General features: G+C 46.1%; 17 protein-coding genes. 8 read left to right on the top strand and 9 right to left on the bottom strand.

Features of this window, described 5'->3' with window-relative positions; all coding sequences use genetic code 11:
- Positions 1 to 22: 22 nt before the first annotated feature.
- The 3 genes from K9W43_05660 to K9W43_05650 all read right to left on the bottom strand — a co-directional run bounded on the left by K9W43_05660 (position 23) and on the right by K9W43_05650 (position 1,960).
- Positions 23 to 820 (bottom strand): alpha/beta fold hydrolase, encoded by a 798-nt coding sequence (locus tag K9W43_05660; GenBank protein MCF2136713.1) that lies wholly within the window; start codon positions 818 to 820, stop codon positions 23 to 25.
- Between the two features lie 106 nt (positions 821 to 926).
- Positions 927 to 1,598: a DUF998 domain-containing protein gene (locus K9W43_05655; GenBank protein MCF2136712.1), complete on the bottom strand. Its 672-nt coding sequence runs from the start codon at positions 1,596 to 1,598 to the stop codon at positions 927 to 929.
- A gap of 158 nt (positions 1,599 to 1,756) precedes the next feature.
- Positions 1,757 to 1,960: an antitoxin VapB family protein gene (locus K9W43_05650; GenBank protein ID MCF2136711.1), complete on the bottom strand. Its 204-nt coding sequence runs from the start codon at positions 1,958 to 1,960 to the stop codon at positions 1,757 to 1,759.
- Positions 1,961 to 2,158: 198 nt separating this feature from the next.
- Between K9W43_05650 and K9W43_05645 the strand changes: the two genes are divergently transcribed.
- Positions 2,159 to 2,377 carry an antitoxin VapB family protein gene (locus K9W43_05645; protein MCF2136710.1) on the top strand — a complete coding sequence of 73 codons (219 nt, stop codon included), beginning with the start codon at positions 2,159 to 2,161 and terminating at the stop codon, positions 2,375 to 2,377.
- Between the two features lie 225 nt (positions 2,378 to 2,602).
- On the opposite strand, the gene K9W43_05640 is transcribed toward K9W43_05645, so the two are convergent.
- Genes K9W43_05640 through K9W43_05630 form a run of 3 tightly spaced genes read right to left on the bottom strand, consistent with a single transcriptional unit; the run spans position 2,603 to position 6,072 of the window.
- Positions 2,603 to 4,342 carry a formylmethanofuran dehydrogenase subunit A gene (locus K9W43_05640; protein MCF2136709.1) on the bottom strand — a complete coding sequence of 580 codons (1,740 nt, stop codon included), beginning with the start codon at positions 4,340 to 4,342 and terminating at the stop codon, positions 2,603 to 2,605.
- Complete coding sequence (locus K9W43_05635) at positions 4,339 to 5,646, bottom strand: formylmethanofuran dehydrogenase subunit B (GenBank protein MCF2136708.1); 1,308 nt, start codon at positions 5,644 to 5,646, stop codon at positions 4,339 to 4,341. The genes K9W43_05640 and K9W43_05635 overlap by 4 nt, the downstream gene beginning before the upstream one ends.
- Before the next feature lie 3 nt (positions 5,647 to 5,649).
- Entirely contained in the window at positions 5,650 to 6,072 is a 423-nt protein-coding gene (locus tag K9W43_05630; protein MCF2136707.1) for a tRNA CCA-pyrophosphorylase, read from the bottom strand.
- A gap of 230 nt (positions 6,073 to 6,302) precedes the next feature.
- On the opposite strand from K9W43_05630, the gene K9W43_05625 reads away from it, so the two are divergent.
- Positions 6,303 to 7,271, top strand: coding sequence for a thiamine pyrophosphate-dependent dehydrogenase E1 component subunit alpha (locus K9W43_05625; protein MCF2136706.1), 969 nt, complete (start codon positions 6,303 to 6,305; stop codon positions 7,269 to 7,271).
- Positions 7,272 to 8,246 carry an alpha-ketoacid dehydrogenase subunit beta gene (locus tag K9W43_05620; protein MCF2136705.1) on the top strand — a complete coding sequence of 325 codons (975 nt, stop codon included), beginning with the start codon at positions 7,272 to 7,274 and terminating at the stop codon, positions 8,244 to 8,246.
- A gap of 57 nt (positions 8,247 to 8,303) precedes the next feature.
- On the opposite strand, the gene K9W43_05615 is transcribed toward K9W43_05620, so the two are convergent.
- Together K9W43_05615 and K9W43_05610 are read right to left on the bottom strand one after the other, a co-directional pair.
- Positions 8,304 to 10,025 carry a hypothetical protein gene (locus tag K9W43_05615; GenBank protein MCF2136704.1) on the bottom strand — a complete coding sequence of 574 codons (1,722 nt, stop codon included), beginning with the start codon at positions 10,023 to 10,025 and terminating at the stop codon, positions 8,304 to 8,306.
- Positions 10,026 to 10,215: 190 nt separating this feature from the next.
- Positions 10,216 to 10,755: a nitric oxide synthase gene (locus K9W43_05610; GenBank protein ID MCF2136703.1), complete on the bottom strand. Its 540-nt coding sequence runs from the start codon at positions 10,753 to 10,755 to the stop codon at positions 10,216 to 10,218.
- A gap of 446 nt (positions 10,756 to 11,201) precedes the next feature.
- On the opposite strand from K9W43_05610, the gene K9W43_05605 reads away from it, so the two are divergent.
- On the top strand, positions 11,202 to 13,820 hold the full coding sequence (locus tag K9W43_05605; protein MCF2136702.1) for a hypothetical protein: 2,619 nt from the start codon (positions 11,202 to 11,204) through the stop codon (positions 13,818 to 13,820).
- A 105-nt stretch (positions 13,821 to 13,925) separates the two neighbouring features.
- Here the strand turns inward: K9W43_05605 and K9W43_05600 are convergent, their stop codons facing one another.
- Positions 13,926 to 16,121, bottom strand: a complete 2,196-nt coding sequence (locus K9W43_05600) for a site-specific DNA-methyltransferase (protein MCF2136701.1) — start codon at positions 16,119 to 16,121, stop codon at positions 13,926 to 13,928.
- Between the two features lie 159 nt (positions 16,122 to 16,280).
- Here K9W43_05600 and K9W43_05595 point away from each other — a divergent pair, with 159 nt between their 5' ends.
- The 4 genes from K9W43_05595 to K9W43_05580 all read left to right on the top strand — a co-directional run bounded on the left by K9W43_05595 (position 16,281) and on the right by K9W43_05580 (position 19,324).
- Positions 16,281 to 17,537 carry a 2-oxo acid dehydrogenase subunit E2 gene (locus K9W43_05595; protein ID MCF2136700.1) on the top strand — a complete coding sequence of 419 codons (1,257 nt, stop codon included), beginning with the start codon at positions 16,281 to 16,283 and terminating at the stop codon, positions 17,535 to 17,537.
- A gap of 227 nt (positions 17,538 to 17,764) precedes the next feature.
- Positions 17,765 to 18,031, top strand: a complete 267-nt coding sequence (locus K9W43_05590) for a tetratricopeptide repeat protein (GenBank protein ID MCF2136699.1) — start codon at positions 17,765 to 17,767, stop codon at positions 18,029 to 18,031.
- A gap of 117 nt (positions 18,032 to 18,148) precedes the next feature.
- Positions 18,149 to 18,946 carry a lipoate--protein ligase family protein gene (locus K9W43_05585; protein MCF2136698.1) on the top strand — a complete coding sequence of 266 codons (798 nt, stop codon included), beginning with the start codon at positions 18,149 to 18,151 and terminating at the stop codon, positions 18,944 to 18,946.
- A 30-nt stretch (positions 18,947 to 18,976) separates the two neighbouring features.
- Positions 18,977 to 19,324, top strand: a complete 348-nt coding sequence (locus K9W43_05580) for a carboxymuconolactone decarboxylase family protein (protein MCF2136697.1) — start codon at positions 18,977 to 18,979, stop codon at positions 19,322 to 19,324.
- The last annotated feature ends 3 nt before the right edge of the window (positions 19,325 to 19,327 follow it).

The raw sequence follows: 19,327 nt of genomic DNA, 5'->3' as shown, positions 1-19,327 counted from the left end.
ACTGGCCTCTTAATCTTATTTTTTAATTATCCACACGGAGACTAGGATGATTTTGTTTCAGCCAAGCAACAATGAGATCATTGGTCTCACGACGGGCTTGAGCCTCTGAGAGAACATGATCGGCACCATGAACCACATGCATAGTCTTGGGTTCACCCGCTCGCGCAAACAGGCGGCGCACACCAGCAAGATCAATCAACTCGTCGGCATCACCAGTCACGACTAAAAATGGGCGGGACGCGATCTCTATGACATCAACCATCGGATTGTACGTTTTTACATCGGCCAGTAGTCTGCGAGTCATATCCTCACGTGCAGTAGAGTCGGCTAAGCCATGCATATCATCAGGAGCGATCTCTTCGACAAAGGCAAAGATCTCAGACAGCTGATTGGACAGCGCAAATGACTCTGTATCAAATACGGGCGCTCTCACTGCAACCGCTCCCACTCGAAGGTCTCGTGCCGCAGTACATATCGCAATTGCACCACCAAAACTTGCGCCGTACAATGCAACGCCCCCTTGTGTGACCTCTTCAATCGAGAGGAGATGGGTTATTGCATTTCGGGCGTCCTCAATCTCGCCTGAAAGAGAGAAAATCCCTTCACTGGACCTGAAGCCCCGAAAATCAAAGGTGAGCATGGCAAACCCAGCTTGAGCCAATTCTGTTGCGATACCTGATACTTGATCTGGAGACCCCGGCAGTCCATGAAGTTTACAAATACCGGGAAAGGGACCAGTACCTGTTGGCCGCACAAGATGACCACGTATGACTTCTCCCGCAGACTCAAACCATGTTGAAAGAACCTCAACAGAGACCATATGATAATAGATACTAGTAGGAATATCAATAGTATGCGTATGTAATATCTGAGAGCTCTATCCAGTGACCACACACTAAACAGATAGAGCAATCAGCACATACATCTTAGGACTCAGAAGTCAAATGGGACAAGACCCCTTGCCTCAACAAGAACACAAGAGCCCACAACCAACCGATCATTGTAGAGGCTGTCAGAATCTCAGGAATTGCCACACGGGTCCATGGAGCAGTTCCCCCGAATGTTATTGACCAGAGATAGAAGGACACGAAAGGCAAGAGCAACGATATTATTGCGAACCAAATCAGGCCACGAAATCGGAGCCAGCTAAGGCCAATTGCCCACATTGCAAAGGGGAACGTAAGAAAGAAGCCGACTGACACATAGTAGTGCAAACGTCCAACGTTCTCAGAAAAGATACCAATGGTGATAAGGAAGATTGCTGAGATCGTATAGATGCCAATACCAACGCGGGTATACACATCCTTAATGATTCGGAGGAGGAGAATAGATGCCCAGGTCGCCATTAGCCCACCGATTATCAGGCCGGAGTTAAAGACGATCGCTGCACCAAGTCCGTTATCATAATTGCCAAGATCACTTAATGCATTGGCAAACCAGTCAAACCAAGGGGACAGACCAATTGCTAAAAAGATACAACTAAGTGCAATTATGGTGCCCGTAATAGCAAGGAAGAAGGGATCTCTGAGGTAAGTCTTAAGGAACTGCATAAGGGGATAGTTCGCAAGCGTACTAAAAAACTCGTGGGTCACAACCATCAATCTGAACAATAGCAAACAAGACAGTATCTTCAAATCATAATCTCAATACCAAGATTTCAGCTCGATTGTTAAGGTGGTTATATTAAAAATAAGGAGGGCTATGTTTTTTTTTAGGAGATTGGAACTGCGGCATTAAACATACAAGATTGGTGCGTTCAACTGCACCATCCTACCTCAAGTCGATTCATCAGGTCATATACTTCTTTGTCGGTCATACTCCAACGCCCGTAATGATCCAGTATTTTTGCACGTTGACTTCGGATTAGTCGAAGAAGTAATTTGCTAAAAGATTCATCAGGCCGTTTCAACGACTTCAGCATCTCATAGGTCTTTTGATCAACAAGTATTTTTTGATCCATTCTAATTCATGAAACACTATATATCATTCAACCTATAGAGATTTTGTAATCGTAAATCATGCGTTCCTGTAGATCAAGTTGCTAACAAAGGCCAATGTTCCCCTTAATTCAGCCTGACATATTGAAGAGGTGTCATAGTCTATAGCAGAAATTTATGTGCACATGAATGTATATAGTAAATCGTGGGAAGTACCAATAATGACACCGGACATCATGATAGACGATGAAATATATGCACGCCTTAAAGCGATGAAGAGGGTGGGAGAGTCATTTGATGTACTAATTCTGCGTCTAATAAACCAAAGAAGAAAGACAAGTATGCTCGACTTAGCAGGAACTTGGCCATATAGTAAAAAGAAGATGAAAGAACAAGAAGAGATGCTGCGAACGAGTTGGAGAATGGGATCGCGTAACTGACCGTTATACTACTAGACACATACTTCTCATCGATTTGCTTGTGAGAGATCATCAAGCTGTAAGATAGATGTCAGACCTAAAAGAGAGAGGATCATTGCATTACCTAAAATACAAACACTGCAAGTGTTATTGTATCTTTTGTGAGACCAGTAACTGCAAACGGTACTCCTCGATACGTTTTGTTATTTCTTGGGCCTGACAACTATGCGAACAACCGTTTCGAGTCTATGGGGAAATCCGTTCAGATTGAATTACTGAGCGCTGTTCCATATTTTCTCGATATCTTGACGGAACAGCATAGTTATGGAATGAGTGAACATAGAACCGATTGATCAGATCTTCCAGTTCGTGATTGATCCGATTCCAGAGAGCAGGATCGAGTTGCGGATGAATTGTATGGACTTGTCGAGGCCCATCGCCTGCAAGAACACCATTCTTGGCCACCACCTCACCGCGTTTCAGAGTCAAGAAACTGGTCGAGAAGGCGGAAAGGATTCTATCGGGGTTCTTTGCCAGATCTATCTTCACAGGGACGATATCATATACAGCAACATCCGCATCTGCACCCACCCCAAGATGACCCTTATTCTGAAGACCAAGAATCCGAGCAGGGGCTGCCCGCGTAGAGATGGCGACATCATAGAAAGACCACTCACGCTCTATGTCCATGAGAGTAGACCGCTCCTTGGCAAAGGGATGGATCTTGTCAGCCCAGATCTTACGTTGCTCACGACTCATCAACCATGAGAGAACTAGCGGGTATTGTGTGAACGGACCAGCGTTAGGGCTATCTGTGGTCATGACACAACGCCAGACATCATCGATACTAAGCGCATATTCTAGAGCGATTGCCCACTGAACGGCATTTGCAGGCGACCTGGGGTTGTAGATGTAGGGAACAATACCAGCCCCACCGGGCAGCTCCACATCCACCGAGAGATTGGACCATTTGTTGTGAGTCATCTGATAGAGGGAGAACTGGAACGGGCCATCACCGGTCATCGTGATTGCGGGACCAAAGGTGATCTGCCCAAGGTCCACCGTGAAGTGATCATTCTTGTTTGCATACTCGGCGAGTTCCAGCCCACCAGAGGAGACATACTTCCACTCGGGAACCCCCTCGTCCATCATTCCCAGACTGTCAAATGAGATGTGAGTGAGATGGATGATGTGCTTGCGCCCGTTGTGACCCTTGATATCGCGGACTGCCTCCAATTGGGCAATAGTGGTCTCAACGTTTCCGACCTTACCGAGATTGTTAGGATGGAGATGGACCGGATGCGGGAGTCCCAAGCTCTCAACTGCCTCTACGAGACCTCGGATGATCTTTCGCGGAGTCAGGTCCCAATCAGGGATCGTCGTGTCAAGCTCTCGAACATTCATACCATGCGCCCATGCATAGGTGCCTCCGGGATTGACGACTTTCACACCCATGCCACCAGTCTTTCTCAGAATCCATGCGATATACGCAGCCAGACCACTGAGATCATCATTCTGAAGATAGTGGTAGGTGATCATGCTGTTAGAGAACATTGGGAGAAGCCCAACATCGATATGGGGAACATCTGCCAACTCTTCCCAGACATTGAGTGCCTTGAGCGCAGGAACAGCGGGCTCTATGACAGTCGTGTAGCCCATCTGAGCGTAACGATATCCAATGACAAATGAACTGGGAACGATGGCACCAATACCAGCCCGAGTCGTGTCGGTTCGGGGGACAGGATCGGTCCTATGATATTCGGGCATCATGGTACGGGCCATGCCAATCTTGCTTCCAAGAATGTGGGAGTGAAGATCCACTCCACCCGGCATCACAAGTCTATGGTGAAGATTAATGATAGTTGCCTTAGATCCTACTGACTCGACAATGCGACCGTCACGTATTGCAATGTCAACGGTCTCGCCGTCGATGCCCTGAACAGGATCAAAGAGGCTACAATTCTTGAGAAGGATCTCGTTGCTCAATTGTCTGAGACCTCCTTAACTCTGTCAAAGATCATTCGAAGCACCTCTCGGTCAGGGAGAATTCCCTCTGGGGGTTCCACGATCTTCTTGAGATAGAGTGGGAGGCCATCCATGCGAGCAACGGCGCCATCACACTCGATCCCTGCAATTGCAGTGGGAATGTTCACCGAGGCGATCAGTGAGGTCAGGTTTCTCTTCGGATCGAGATTGATGATGGGAATTGACTTGAGACCTCGTATGGCATCTCGTGGAAAGTGTGCCGCAGGATCCGCTGCAACATTGAGCAATGCATCAACCTCTCTTCGACGCAACAGATCGACTGCCGTATATTCACCGGGTTGATATCGTGGATAGCCTCGTGAGTAGTCAACGGCGTAAGGATACCCTGTAGTCCATGTTGAAGTCTTATTGGCACCAGTCACATTATAATGCCCACGCATGGGCAGCATCGACCACTTGGTGAAACTGTTTAGATCCTGAACGAGCCGGATAGCCGCGTCAATATTATTATGACGCCCTCTCGATTGCGTCAGGCCAAGACCATAGAATAGAACACCATATTTTGCCCGCTTCATTGCATTAGCAAGCTCGCACAGGGTATCAAGTGAGACCCCGCCAACAGAAGCCACATCAACGGTATGACCTCGGACCAATGCACGGAGTGTTCCAATCACTTCAAGGTCTGAGCCGGGCGTGATGATCAGCGATCTGTTTGCAATACGCGAGGTGACGGACTCTCGAACATCCACTACCCACATCTGACGTTCTGCCTTTGGATCCCGGATATATTCTCCCGGGGCTCGAACAAACCGGTTCACATGACGTGGGTGAGCATAGAGAGGGTTGGCGCCCCAATAAATGACAAGATCTGCACGATTACGAACCTCTGCAAGCGAGGCCATGGGTTCACCGGAAGCCTGTGTGCCGATGATCGAGGGACCATGACAGACAGAGGATGTGTTATCCACAACAGCACCAATATACTCGGCCAAACGATACGCCTCTCGATGGGCATCATTCTCAGTCGAACTCAGTCCGTAGATCAATGGCCGACGAGCCTCAACAAGTATTCTTGCTGCGTGGTCTATTGCGGTCTCCAGAGAGATTTCTATTTGGCTCGATCCCTGTCGGAGTGTTGAGGATAACATTCGGTCTTCTCGATAGTGGAGAAATTTGGCCTTACCCAAGGCACAGCCACGCTCGCACTGGACGATCACATCATTCTCGATTGTGAGTCGGAGATCATCGCACAGACACCCGCAGAAGGGACAGACTACATTTTCCAAGATATGAGCGTCGGCCACACACTATTCCTCCATTATCTGAGTCAGAAGCTCCTCAACTGAGGGCACCTGTCTATCAGTCGCCTTGAACACCTTCGTCCGAATCCCCTTGAAATCAGGCATGCCGCTCTCCCAAGTATCAGAACTGATGATCGCATTGGCATAGGGCCCAGCAGGTATGAAACCCATACCCGGCTCAAGGTTGCGTCCGAGTTTCGCATAAACTACAACTTCACCATCAATGGTTTCGAGAATGATGGGGTCACCAGATTTCACATCGAGAATCGACATGACCGTCTTATCGAGCTCGCAGTAGGACACGGCTTCGAAATAATCCCGACTCAACTTACCGATCTCAAGCCCGCGCCCCTGCTTCAAGGTTCTTCCAGAGATAAGTACAATATCGACACCGACTCGACTCAAACTAATCCCTTCATCAAACTTCACGAGCCATGATATAGTTTCCAATCGTGAGTGTATCTCTGAAGAAGACTTTAGCCTTTATCAACCGTTGCCTCCATGACTGGCCAGCAGTAACCAATTGCTCCATGAGAATCCCACTAATCCATCAAAGAGAGTGTGGCTGCAAACGGTTTCGTCCTAGTTCGAAGCCTTTATCACAGATTACTCTCGCACGAACCAAAGAAGTCCTCGGTCATGCAGGCAGTTGAGATACAATGGTTGACAAGAAAAAGCTAGTAGACCTCTATACACGGACTCTCAAAGTTCGATTATTTGAGTCAAAGGTCTGGGACATCTTTGGACAGAATCTGATCCCCGGAACACTCCATCTCTACCTTGGGCAGGAGGCTGTGGCTGCCGGAGTCACTGCCGCATTGGAGAAGACTGACTGGATCCAGAGCACGCATCGAGGCCATGGCCACGTAGTAGCAAAAGGTGCAGACATGAAGCACGCATTTGCAGAGCTTCTCGGGAAGGCCACAGGATCGTGCAAGGGAAAAGGTGGCTCCATGCACATTACCCAGTTTGATGCGGGTGTACTTGGTGCAACTGGTGTAGTAGCCTCCGGACTACCGATCGCAGTGGGAGCAGCGCTCTCGTGCAAGATGCGCGGAACCAAGGATGTGGTCGCCTGTTTCTTTGGAGATGGCGCATCGAACAACGGTACCTTTGGCGAGTCACTGAACATGTCGGCGATCTGGAATTTACCGGTCATCTGGGTTGTGGAGAACAACTTCTATGCAATGGGAACGCCGATCAAATGGACCTGTCCGTCACAGTCAATCGCTCAGCGAGCAGAGGGCTACTGTATTCCGAACAAGGTTGTGAACGGGAACAATACACTTGAAGTGTATGAGGCAGTGGTCGAGGCTGTTGAGAGAGCACGTGCAGGCGAGGGTCCTACACTGATAGAGTGTCAAACGTATAGGATGAAGGGACATTCCCGATTCGATCCTGCAAAATACAGACCAAAAGAAGAGGCAGAATTCTGGTTGAGCCAAGACCCTGTTGAGATCATACGAAAGATTGCAATTGAACAGGGTGCTTTAACGGAAAAGGAAGCTGACAAGATCAAGAAGAAACTAGAGAAAGAGGTCAATGCAGCGGCCGAGTTTGCTATCAAGTCGGATTATCCCAAGCCCGAAGAGGCACTTGAGGATGTCTTTGCAGAGGAGGTTGCCTAAATGACTGAGATGACATACAGAGAGGCATTGAAGCAGGGTCTCAGAGAAGAGATGCAGCGAGATGAGCGCGTCTTCATTCTTGGAGAAGATGTCGGCAAGAACTGGGGAGGCGCCTTCAAGGTCACAAAGGGACTTGCTGAAGAGTTCGGAGATGAACGTGTCAGAGACACTCCGATCTCAGAGAACACCATAGTGGGTGCTGCGGTGGGTGCTGCCATTACTGGACTACGCCCGGTCGCAGAGATCATGTTTGGAGACCTCATCACATTGGCCATGGATCAGGTCTGCAATCAGGCTGCCAAGATGAGATACATGTTCGGCGGTCAGACCTCAGTGCCACTTGTAGTGCGTACCGTATTTGGAGGCGGCAAGAATATTGCATCCCATCACTCACAGTCACTTGAGGCATGGTTCATGCACACACCGGGTCTCAAGATCGCCCTTCCGGCCTTTGCATCAGATGTAAAGGGTCTCATCAAGACGGCCATCAGAGATCCAAACCCGGTCATGTTCTTCGAACACAAACTTGTCTATGACAAAAAAGAAGAGGTGCCTGATGAGGAATACACGATCCCCTTCGGAGAGGCCAAGATCCGTCGTGAGGGCGCAGATGTCACCGTATGGGGAACCATGTTTATGCTCCACAAGGCCCTCGAAGTCGCAGATGAACTTGCCAAGGAGGGCATCAGTGTCGAAGTCATTGATCCACGAACACTTGTCCCACTCGACAAGAAGACCTTACTGGACTCAGTGAAAAAGACTGGACGACTTGTACTTGTGACTGAGGAGACCAAGACGGGAGCAACAACAGCAGAGATTGCTGCAATGGTTCAAGAAGAGGCCTTCGACTGGTTGGATGCACCCATCGTGCGTGTGAACGCACCAGACACACCAGTACCGTTTAGCCCACCACTGGAGAAATTCTTTATTCCCGATCACAAGAGAATCGCTGATGCGATTCGGAGTGCCCTTTGAAATAGAGGAGAGTAAACGCCCCCAACGGGGCGTCCATTTATTTTAAACCCCGCTCATTTACTCCAAGAGCCATGGCGCGATCTTTGTGTATACACCGCAATAGGTACAGTGGTATAATCGCTCGTCATCAATCTTTGAGGGGTCAATGCTCGCGCCGCATTTTGGACAGGTCAACAGAGGACAGGCCTGCTCCTCGATTATGCTGATGTGTTCACGAATAGAAGGCATGACATCTGCAAAGAAACCACTGAGTATACGTTGATCTTCAGAGTACACGGTCAGAGTGAGAATTCCCGAACCATTCAGACCAGTGACTTGTATCTCTACAGCAAAATGTTGTTGGCCGTATTTGGTCTCACCAACATAATAGGAGTATCCGAGATACGTTCCATCCTCGAAGGTCTTCTCCGAGAGGTCAAGTGCACTAAGACCGGTTAAACGTGCTTGGGCGAGCTCGAACACTGTGCGGGAAACACCATTGAACTTGAAAGATGCACAGTTACGTGCTAGTGTGTTGTACTTTAGTTCCTTGAAAATACTCTCAGCATTCTCCGTCGAACTGAGCATCGGGCAGATATTGACGATCCTCTTGGGAGGGATCTCAATGGTCTGCTTGACACCTCTTGCATCCTGAAAACGAACCACTCCACTAAAATCGTCATCAAGGCATCTCAATGGGCGGGCCCAAAAGATTGCGCTCTGGAATTTTCCGGGGGGAATATTGCCCAGTCTTTGAATAGGCTCGGAATCATCTCGGAGCTCAAGACCATCGGGCAAGTCCAGTAAGACTGCTACATTCATGATCGACAGAGATTGATCATTCTTCACCTTGATCGCTATCTTGAGGGTCTCGCCAATTGCATCATATCCGGTCAAGATAGTAAGTCCATGTTTTGAACGCGATCCGATTGACCAAGTCGGTTTAATATGAAGTGACCACCGCCCGAGTGGCAAACGTGTGGTGCCACCCATACGAACTGAGATCAAGTATGATTCAACAACAGTCACCAGATGCATGAAGATCAAGGACAAGAAGAAGAAATTAGCAGGATGCCCAAAACGGTCAGGAAGGGACGGGAGCCAGCCAAGATATAGAAGACTCAGACACGCCAATATTGTCAGAGATGATGGGAAAATAAGAATTCTACGGCCACTTTTTGCGCCCTTGTAGAAGATTATAGCAGGTACATAAAGCGCCATCAGAATATAGGTAATTATGAAGGATATGCTATATACTGAGTAGTCAATAAGTAGAGGGAACAGAAATCCTATTGTTAGACCAAAGATTGACAGATGCAATGCCTTGAACTTTGGTGTAGTGCTCGGTTGAAAAGCACCTATGCCAATCAAGCTCAGTAGAGAGGTCGCGCCCATTGCGATCATTGATGGGGCCATGAGAGTAATAAGAAGAAAAGAAGAAGATCCCAAAACCTGATATGGCGAAAAGAAAAACACCAGGAAGAAACTACTCTCGAAAAATTGGAAGAGGAGAAATATGGTCATTAATTGTTTCTCTCGTGAATATGCGAACCTAAGCAAACTGAGTGATGACCCGGCAATAACAAAGTCAAAAATCACCATAGTCGCAGAAAAAGATACGACATTCATCAAGACTGAAAAGATCCCGAGCAGAGCAGTTAGTATTGACAACCGAACGTAGTGCTCGCGTGCGAAGACTTTGTATCTTGAATCCACATTATCAACAGTATCAACTGGAAAATCAGTTGTGACCTCATCTTGTAGCAAAGATTCGGTGGCGCTTTTCGTAACAGTAGTCATTAGTATGTCCCCACCTGATTAATACCAATAATTCGATATGAAAGAATTAAAACATTGTGCTAATTTTGCACACTCGTACAATCAACCAAAGGCAAGAAACAAGATTGAATATCATAAGGCCATCAGTGATTCAATCATAGGAACAAGTGCGGCTATCACCTGCGTCGGAGAGCGCGAATGTGATCATCACTTATGCTGCAACCAGTCCGACCGCCCATTCTCGGATCTTGTCCCAATCGCGGTAGTCAATCTTCTCGGGGATTGGCTCAGTGAATTTGTTCTCACTTTTAATGATCTTTCTCACCAGTGCACGAATAAAGCGGTTATACTTGCTGAAGTCATACATTCCGGCAAAATAAGTGGTTGCGACTGGTCGCAGGGAAGGATACTTTGCCAAGACCTTGTCAATGAATTCTGTTTGTACAAAATCGCATTTCTCGGGATTCGCGGCAAAGGCACATACAACATAGATAGCAACTCGTGCCCTTGCTAATGCGGCCTCATTGTTTTTTATAAATTTGAGCGGTTCACCAGTCCATCGCCCCATCTGAATACCACTTCCAATCAAAATGAGTGAGTATGTATCTAGCGCCTGTTGTGGTCGGTCGCGCTTTAGATCAACAAGTTCTACATCAGCACCTTGCTCGCGAAGAACATTGGCCATGAATTCGGAGATTTTGGCAGTGGTACCATAACGTGTCCCGTAACAGATCAGAATTTTCTCGCCCATTGTAGTGACCACTATTTGCAGAAAAGATGAGCGTTATGAACATTTCTTACAATGACTTACTTTAGGTCAAACCGCAAATACCGAATTACATAGTGGGAAGTTTAATAAAATAACTACTGAGAACGTACATTACGTCTAATGCCCACACTTCATCAGATGAGGACAAATTGATTGAGAGAGTAGAATCAGGAACTGATGAAACCACAACTCAAAAGCATTAAAGCAATCATATGGTGGGACTAACAAATTAGAGAAAAGTCAGTAGTAATCGCAAATCCTGAATTCATGTCATTGTGGAGATAGGTGATGTGACTCGTTCATCAACAACATCTAGATAGTTCCAGTAAATCTCGATTGTAAGGGGATTATTTGATTCGGAAACATTGTATGAATATCAACACATAATATATAATAGTGACTATGATAATTATTCTTTGGTGATACGGTTGAGGGCAATTATTGCACTAGTAATGATTATAGTATGTTTTACAGCCTTTGCGCCAAGTGTGTCTGGAACAGGAGATATCCAAAATCAGAACATATCCCCAAATGATATGAAACAAATTGCATATACTTCTGTTTCACGTGATGTTGAATTTCAATTGACAAAATCATTCCATGCCAGTAATTATATTGATCAAAAGGATTATGGCCCACGTTCAGCAGAGGATGTCATCAATAGCATAGAAGACTACCTACCAGATGGAGTAACACGAGTAACTGACGTAGATGTTGTCTATACCGATGTGAGCATATCTATTACAAAAATACACATCATCGAAGACCGCGACTTTGGAGCAGGAGAAGTTTACCTTAATATTCGCCTTAATGATTACGATTATGCGGACTATAGATGTGATAATGACGGAAACTTCTACGTAGGAAATGACGGGGATTACATATCCACATCTATTTCAATTGATAAAGGACTCTATAGTATGAATGGCTGGTTCTCCATCAAAATTGATGGATGGGAGTCTGATGTGGATTATGATGACTACATGGGTGGTGAGATCATCTGGTATAATCTAAATGGATATTCTTCCCGATCCAGTAGTGGGTGGGTATATCTGAATGATTATCCCCCAGATGGAGGGAATAACGATGTCCAACTAGCAGTATACATTACCATTTCATTTTCCAATATCGAAACCTTATCATTCCCATCAGATTTTACAACATCTGCCGATGGATCGTGGCTTATTGCTAATGTGTATCTGCCGAAAATCTATTTGGACCATTTTGATGCAGCAGATAATGTACCAATAAAGGCCATTTACGAACAGGTGTATTATGGATACGATTCCTCTATCAGTCAAAATGCATATGTGATTTATTACTTATTTTACTGGGATCATGAAACAGATAATTTTGGAGTGAATTTTGGACATTATTATGACTACGAACCGTTGCTGCTTTTTGTGAAGAGTATTGGTTCAGAGCCCTACAGAATTGTTTACAGAGATGTGGGATCACACACACTACCTCCAAAACTTGTTATTCAAGACCAATATGCTTCATCAAAAACAGGAATCGCATACATGTCAGTTTCAGAAAATTTGACCCCATTGTTAGGAGATTCGTGCAACGTTTCCTATACTGTAACTGATACGTATTTTTCCGAACCTGCATACCACTGGTCCACTACTCATGGAGTGACACCCTACATGCAGGTACCAATTTTGTCGATAACAAATACATATCATCAGATGGAATTAGGAATACCTCTTGGAAGTGTAGAGGCCACTTTGCCCTATTTGGAACCTTTGACAAAGGATATTATCGATCAAGGGTATCTACATCTGGATGAAGCATTTCAATCAGACATAAATGTCTATGAGGGGGCCAACCTATGGAATGGAGCGGATTATAGAGTTCCAGAGAATATGTCATTGACCTTGGATATGTTACATAATCCCTTTGTATTTCCATATGTTGTTGATAGTTATGAAGAGGTAGTGCATTATACCGAATCTGCTCAAAATTACAAACAAAATGGATTGTATTATGATATCGATTTGGGGCTATCATTTATAGTCCCAGCAACAATCTCATTGAATATTCCAAGTACAGTTACTGCAGGAAATACATATGATATGGGTATTGATCTGACCTTGTCACAAAACAAAATCATCATTAAATTTGACTACGAAATTAACCTTGGATATGTCTTCCATTGGTGGTTCATTCACTTCGAGAAAAATGCAACATATAAGGGCAATTACGAATTATCCGTAAACCTAGACGATATTGCTGAACTTGTATCTGCGATAGGATTTTCTGGAAAAAGTTTGACAGGAAACTATCACCAAGGGTGGTTCACAGTATCAGACTTCTCCACAAGCGCGGATCTTCTCTCAACGATGCTTGATTGCACATTAAAGATACATCTATTGCGTATCCTCTCAGACCTTTTGGGCGCATCAACAGTTGGTGGGGCGATAAACACTTTGAAGTATTTTGTATCAGATGTATACATTGTTGCCCAACCTAAAATTTCAGGTTCAATGACAGCAAACTTGGAAACCGAAAATGCTGCAATCAAACTAAGTAAATCAAAACTCGACTTTACTGAGGGAAAAACACACCATGATGTCAAAATTGATGTTATTGGTGGGACCAAAAATTCCGGAGTCAAACTGACAAATATGAAATACAATCTAAACTTTGCAACCGACTGGCAGGTCAATGTCAATTTTACAAATACATTAAACAGATTTGTGGAAGACATGAACTTTGATGTTGGTACCTTTCCAGATATCACTGCATCTAGTGATGAGCATACAATTTCGGCGGAAACATCAACAGGATACAATAAAGTTGTGTCACTTGCGGTCAATGAACCAATAACAACATCCACAACAACCGGACAACAGACATCCACTAGTGGCACTACCACAGTTGATTCTACTACAACTAGTAGTTCTACTGCCAGCAATACTACAAATATAGAGAATCCTGAAATCCTTGCATCACCTTCGACAATGATTCCATTGGGAGCTGTAATAGGACTTGGAGTAGTGGCAATAGTCGTTATAATAGTAATTAAATCGAAAGACTCGTAGCAACCAATGATCTATGCGATGAAACAGAGCATATAATGTGATTGGCCGAAACATGCAGGGCAAGAAGAGGGCATATGTCTGTAAGATTGCTCTCGCAGCATGTAGTCATGACGAACCTCTTGTTTCGGCCTTACTAATTTTTTCATATATTTGGGAACCATTCAGAATTGCATGCTGAACAACATCCCAATATTGTGCCACTGAAAAATACGTGAGAGCCCCACCACCACGCCAACCGACCTCGCTTGAGATCCCAGATTGCTCTCCTGCAAGAACCTGTTTCATTCGAGGCAGCACAGTCGTAAAGAAGTGATCGCCCATCTCGACACCGATCCAACGACGATGTAGTTTCTGCGCCACAGCAACGGTCGTTCCGCTTCCAAGAAAGAAGTCCATCACGAGATCACCAACATGACTTGTGGTCTCAATGATCCGTTGCAGGAGCGGCTCCGAGTTTTCGGTCTGAAAGCCCCAAGTTGTAGAGTACCCGTAGATATCACTCCAATTGGAGTCGAGAACATCGACATCCTTCTCACTCACCCAATATCGTGGTACAGGATCATCGGCACCGCACTTTGGACAGCCATCCCATTGCCCATCGTCACGGGTATGCAAATGCCCGCATTGTCCACATTGAAGGACGATCTTATTCTCCTCAATCATCTTGTCGATCCGTCGCTGTGAATATTTCCAATGTTTTCCAACAGGCGGCGCAATCGTTCTTCCGAAAAATGTCTTGGGGGTTCCAGCTCCAGAGGAGTCATTCATATGTCTCCAGAAGCCCTTACGGATCTTTTTCCGTGGCCTGACCGGATTCACATATGCAAAGGCATCAGACTTGGCATAGGCAAAGATCGTGTCCAGTCCGGCAGGCAATTTACGAACCACTTGACTCGTGACATTTTTCCTGAAGCGCCTGACATGGATCTCATTTCTGAAGTTATCACGTCCGAAGATGTCATCCATTAATAGTCGCACATACATATTTCCACTTGAATCACAGCGAACAAGTATAGAACCATCTGAGCGAAGAAGACCTCGTGCGATCCTAAAGCGGTTATCAAGTAATGTGACCCAAGCACTGTCACTATAGTTGACCGTGTAAGAAAATCCTGCATTGTAGTCTTTGTTGAACGGAGGATCCACATAGATGGTCTTGACAGATTCTTCAAAACGTTCGCGAAGCGTGTTGAGCGCCTGAAAATTATCACTATGTACAAGCCAACCGTCTAATTCATCATCATTGTCCAAGAGATCGCCGATGGAAGACTCAAGTTCCGGAAAGTATCGTGTATCAATAGGCAGATGGACGTATTGCTCATTGAGATGAGGCGGGCCAGAAGTGGAAGCGACCAGTATTGCATCAAGTATGTCCTCAGAAGAAACTAACCCGAGGTCAATCCATTCACCTAATTGTTGAATCATTCCGCGATGACGAAAGAGTGCTATCAATATCTCAGGAGACTTTGCAGCTATCTTATCGAGTGTAATCACATAATGTGGGGAGTTCACAGGCTTTGGTCGCTCCCAGAGTCTCGTGAGTGCCTGCTCGAAAGGAGCGATAATATCAATGAGAGAACGGACCACATCTTCGAAAGTATCGATCACAGCAGCTTCATCCCGAAAAGTGGTCATCCTTTCAACTGACCAGCCTTGAAGTAAATGAAGGAGAAGGCGCACCGGGTCTTTCGCAAGAAAGTAGTCAACTTGAAACTGCTGTTCAAAAATACGGATCGCCTTTGAGACGGCGTTCTTTGAAACAGTTAGTCCTGCCTTACGAATATCTTGTGTGAGACGATGTACCCCTTTCCATACCCGTCGAGACCTCATCACTCCAATGTATACGACCCCTTGTTTAATCCCCTCAAACGAGTAAGAGAGCTTGGGCACGGCTTCAATACTGGCCTCGACTCGGATCGTGTCAAATCTAAAGACAATATCATCTACTGTCATATCCAAAGGATGGGTGTCCGGATTAGTCTTCATGAAGTAGAACTGATCCGCAACCCAGAAGGGTAGAGAATTCTTTGGACACAATTTCAGACGGATCATCTCAGATGTCTTACAGTGATACAGTATCTCAAAGGCTATTGAAAAGAAATCGTGAACCATTTGCAATACCATTGGGCGTGACGAAGTGTGAGGAACGTTGGCGAGAACCTGTGAGAGAAACGGCTCTACTGATTGCTGAAAATATAGTCGTCGTAGATTCAGGAGAGCTGTACGTCCGGATACTGTTACAACTTCTGCGCCACCAAGAACTTCTCGAAACAAGTCAACGATCTGCGTTTCAATGGTCATTACTAAATTCACAATACTTCAATGACTAAGCGCCCCTATAAACGTAAAGGCGAACCAGAACAGAACAAACCAAACAGTACCATTAAAAAGCCAAATCCAGCAACCAACTCATCCGTAAGAAATCAAAAGAACACACAAGTGAATCACGGGGTCAAAATCATGGTCACAACAATGATTATGCAACGAATGAGTGTTGCCATGGAATATGGAGTCATCCTCAAGTGGTTGAAAAAAGAGGGCGACAAGGTCAAGGCGGGAGACCCCGTTGTAGAGATCTTTGGTGAAAAGAATGAGTTCGAGCTGGAGGCACCTGCTGATGGAGTAATCCTCAAGATTCTTGCAGATGTGGATGACGAGATTCCAATCAGTGAACCAATCGCATACATCGGAGAACCGGGTGAAAAAATCCCTGACGCACGACCTCGTAAACTTAATCCTTCAAAGGCGACGGAAGCATCAGCCGCACCTACAACAACAACCCAGACCGCTCAGGAGCCTACAGCCGCGACCAGTAAGGCAGAACCAGTGACGACAACAGTCCCATCAACAGGGAGGATCAAGGCCTCTCCGCGCGCAAAGAAGCGAGCACAGGAGCTTGGAGTGGATCTGCGATATGTCCGGGGAACTGGTCCTGATGGCAGAATCGTCGAGAAAGATGTCGTTGCAGCAGCAGAGTCATCACCGACCCCAGCAGCTGTACCCGCAATTGATGCGGCTGACGAGAGGACTATTGCAGGTGTTGAGACCCTAACACCCCTAAGAAAGATGATTGCCCGCCGCATGACTCAGAGCGCCCAGAACCCACACATCACCATGATCACGGAGATCGACATGACAGAGGTTGTCGCCCTCCGAGAGGAGATCAATGAGCGCACGACCAGAGAACTTGGGATTCGGGTCTCATTCAATGATATAATCATAAAGGCCGTTGCCGATGTCTTAGAGCGATTCCCACGATTCAATGCTACTCTTGTCGGAGATGAGCTCCGACTGTTCAAGGACATCAACATTGGTGTTGCAGTGGCTACAGACAATGGTCTCATAGTGCCTGTTGTAAAAGCGGCAAATAAGAAATCAATATCTCAGATAGCTCAGGAAACAAAGGCCCTCGGAAGGAAAGCACGCGAGGGATCCCTTGACGCAGGCGACCTCTCAGGAGGGACCTTTACCATATCAAATCTTGGATCGTTTGGTGTTGACCTCTTCATTCCGGTCATCAATCCCCCAGAGTCCGCCATTCTGGCATTAGGACAGATCAAGAAGAAGCCAGTTGTTGTGGACGATGAGATAGTCATCAGACACATGATGATGGCAAGCTGCGCTGTTGATCACCGCATTCTCGATGGTGCACCTGCTGGACAATTCCTTGCGGCTCTAAAGGATACTCTTGAGAATCCGTTCTTTCTGAAAATCTAACCGCTTAATTATGGCGACCTTAAATTGCATTATGAGCATCAACAAGTGACACGGTGCTTCGTCATCATCCCGTGTCTTGCCTCATAAACGACATCTGCTAAGCCGGTGATCGGCAGTCACCGGCGACCACCATCTCCTTCTGGATGTCCACTCCCACCGCCAGAGAGTGACAGTGACTCATAATTAATAAGGGACCATTCAGATTATGTGTAAAAGGAGAGGTCATTATGGCTGCCGAAATTGAAGAGAGAACACAGTACGATTGGTTCAATGTTGCACGGGTATACGAACAAAAAGGCGAGTTTGACAAAGCATTGGAGGCATATGAAGAGGCAATTGCGCTCGACGCGGGCTTTGCAAAGGCATGGTACTACAAGGCAAAACTCCATCATCAGCTAGGCCAGAAGGCCAAGGCTGAAGAGTGTGCTCGTAAGGTCCTCATCCTAGCACCAAAATGGGAAAAACACATCAGAGAGTTTCTTCCTGACATATGAGCGCGTATAGGCCCGTCCATTAATGCGGTTAAATCTCGATCGTGGAACGTGAAGCAAAAACCCCCATTGTTCACAAGATGTACAATTTGTTGATTCCTGAAACGAGAGGAATGATTAGTGACATGGCGACTCATCGATGAGGGAAAAGAAGACATATTCCACAGTCTTGCCCTTGAGGAGGCACTTGCGAGAACAAATGCCCAGCGCCATGAGAAGATCAGCACACTAAGATTCTGGAGGGCCGAGTCCGCGGTCGTCATTGGAAGGTTTCAGTGCTCTCATAAAGAAGTGAATTTCAAGTACTGCAATAATAATAATATTTCGATTGCGCGAAGATTTACAGGAGGCGGAGCAGTATTCCACGATCTTGGGAATCTTAATTTCGCATTATGCATGGATCAGTCAGAACAGTACGTGTCACGAACATTGCCAGAGCTATACTTCAATTTCATAGGTGGGATAGCAACTGGTCTCAGAGAGATCGGAATTCCAAGCACATTCGACTCGTACAGATCGTGCATCAGAATTAATGGGAAAAAAATCACTGGAACTGCAGGATGGATAAAACGAGGGGTGTCATTTATCCACGGGACACTTTTGATTGATGCGGATCTTGACAGGCTTGCGATGTCGCTCATGCCATCAGAGAATCAGCCAGTCTATTTACGGGAGCCCAATATGACGAGGTGCCTAGAGAGTAAGAGGGACACCGTCACGACAATCATTCGGGAGCTACAAGATCCTCCATCGTCAGATGAGATCAAGAACACCATAATTAATGTGATTGAGAAGATCACTCAGTGCGAGCTAGAGAGGGGTTCGTGGAAGAGGAATGAGATGGACCTTGCAGAGGCTTTATATCGAACTCGCTACTCGAAGCCAGAGTGGAATCTGGGCTATCCCGTATCACGATAGACCCTCACCAGCTAGCACGGAGACCTTGCGATGAATGATGTGGAAAAGACCCTGAAGAGCTTCATGCGACACTTCGGAGCACTAAACAGAGATATTCCCGACACACGCAATGCGTACACGGATCTTCTCAAGACCGTTCATGTGGATGGTGCACTACCAGCCAAGTTTAAGGAGATCATCTGCATTGTCGCCTCAGTTCTTGCACCTTGTGAGTCGTGCATTGTATATCATACTAAAAAGGCGATTGAGGCGGGCGCAACACGAGATGAGATCATGGAGGCCTGTGGTGTTGCCATTGTAATGGGCGGTGGCCCAGCAGTGTCACACATCGCACATGTGCAAGATGCTCTTGATGAATGGGCCCCGCGAAAGAAATGACCT

The organism is Candidatus Thorarchaeota archaeon (assembly GCA_021498125.1).
In the GTDB taxonomy this organism is placed as follows: domain Archaea; phylum Asgardarchaeota; class Thorarchaeia; order Thorarchaeales; family Thorarchaeaceae; genus B65-G9.
The sequence above is the reverse complement of the archived record's forward strand: the minus strand, read 5'-3'. Positions and strand labels throughout refer to the sequence as shown.

Coding starts and splice junctions, on each gene's coding strand:
- K9W43_05615 (MCF2136704.1), bottom strand. CDS start 10,025: ATGACTACTGTTACGAAAAGCGCCACCGAATCTTTGCTACAAGATGAG.
- K9W43_05650 (MCF2136711.1), bottom strand. CDS start 1,960: ATGGATCAAAAAATACTTGTTGATCAAAAGACCTATGAGATGCTGAAG.
- K9W43_05600 (MCF2136701.1), bottom strand. CDS start 16,121: ATGACCATTGAAACGCAGATCGTTGACTTGTTTCGAGAAGTTCTTGGT.
- K9W43_05655 (MCF2136712.1), bottom strand. CDS start 1,598: ATGGTTGTGACCCACGAGTTTTTTAGTACGCTTGCGAACTATCCCCTT.
- K9W43_05590 (MCF2136699.1), top strand. CDS start 17,765: ATGGCTGCCGAAATTGAAGAGAGAACACAGTACGATTGGTTCAATGTT.
- K9W43_05625 (MCF2136706.1), top strand. CDS start 6,303: ATGGTTGACAAGAAAAAGCTAGTAGACCTCTATACACGGACTCTCAAA.
- K9W43_05660 (MCF2136713.1), bottom strand. CDS start 820: ATGGTCTCTGTTGAGGTTCTTTCAACATGGTTTGAGTCTGCGGGAGAA.
- K9W43_05620 (MCF2136705.1), top strand. CDS start 7,272: ATGACTGAGATGACATACAGAGAGGCATTGAAGCAGGGTCTCAGAGAA.
- K9W43_05610 (MCF2136703.1), bottom strand. CDS start 10,755: ATGGGCGAGAAAATTCTGATCTGTTACGGGACACGTTATGGTACCACT.
- K9W43_05595 (MCF2136700.1), top strand. CDS start 16,281: ATGGTCACAACAATGATTATGCAACGAATGAGTGTTGCCATGGAATAT.
- K9W43_05645 (MCF2136710.1), top strand. CDS start 2,159: ATGACACCGGACATCATGATAGACGATGAAATATATGCACGCCTTAAA.
- K9W43_05580 (MCF2136697.1), top strand. CDS start 18,977: ATGAATGATGTGGAAAAGACCCTGAAGAGCTTCATGCGACACTTCGGA.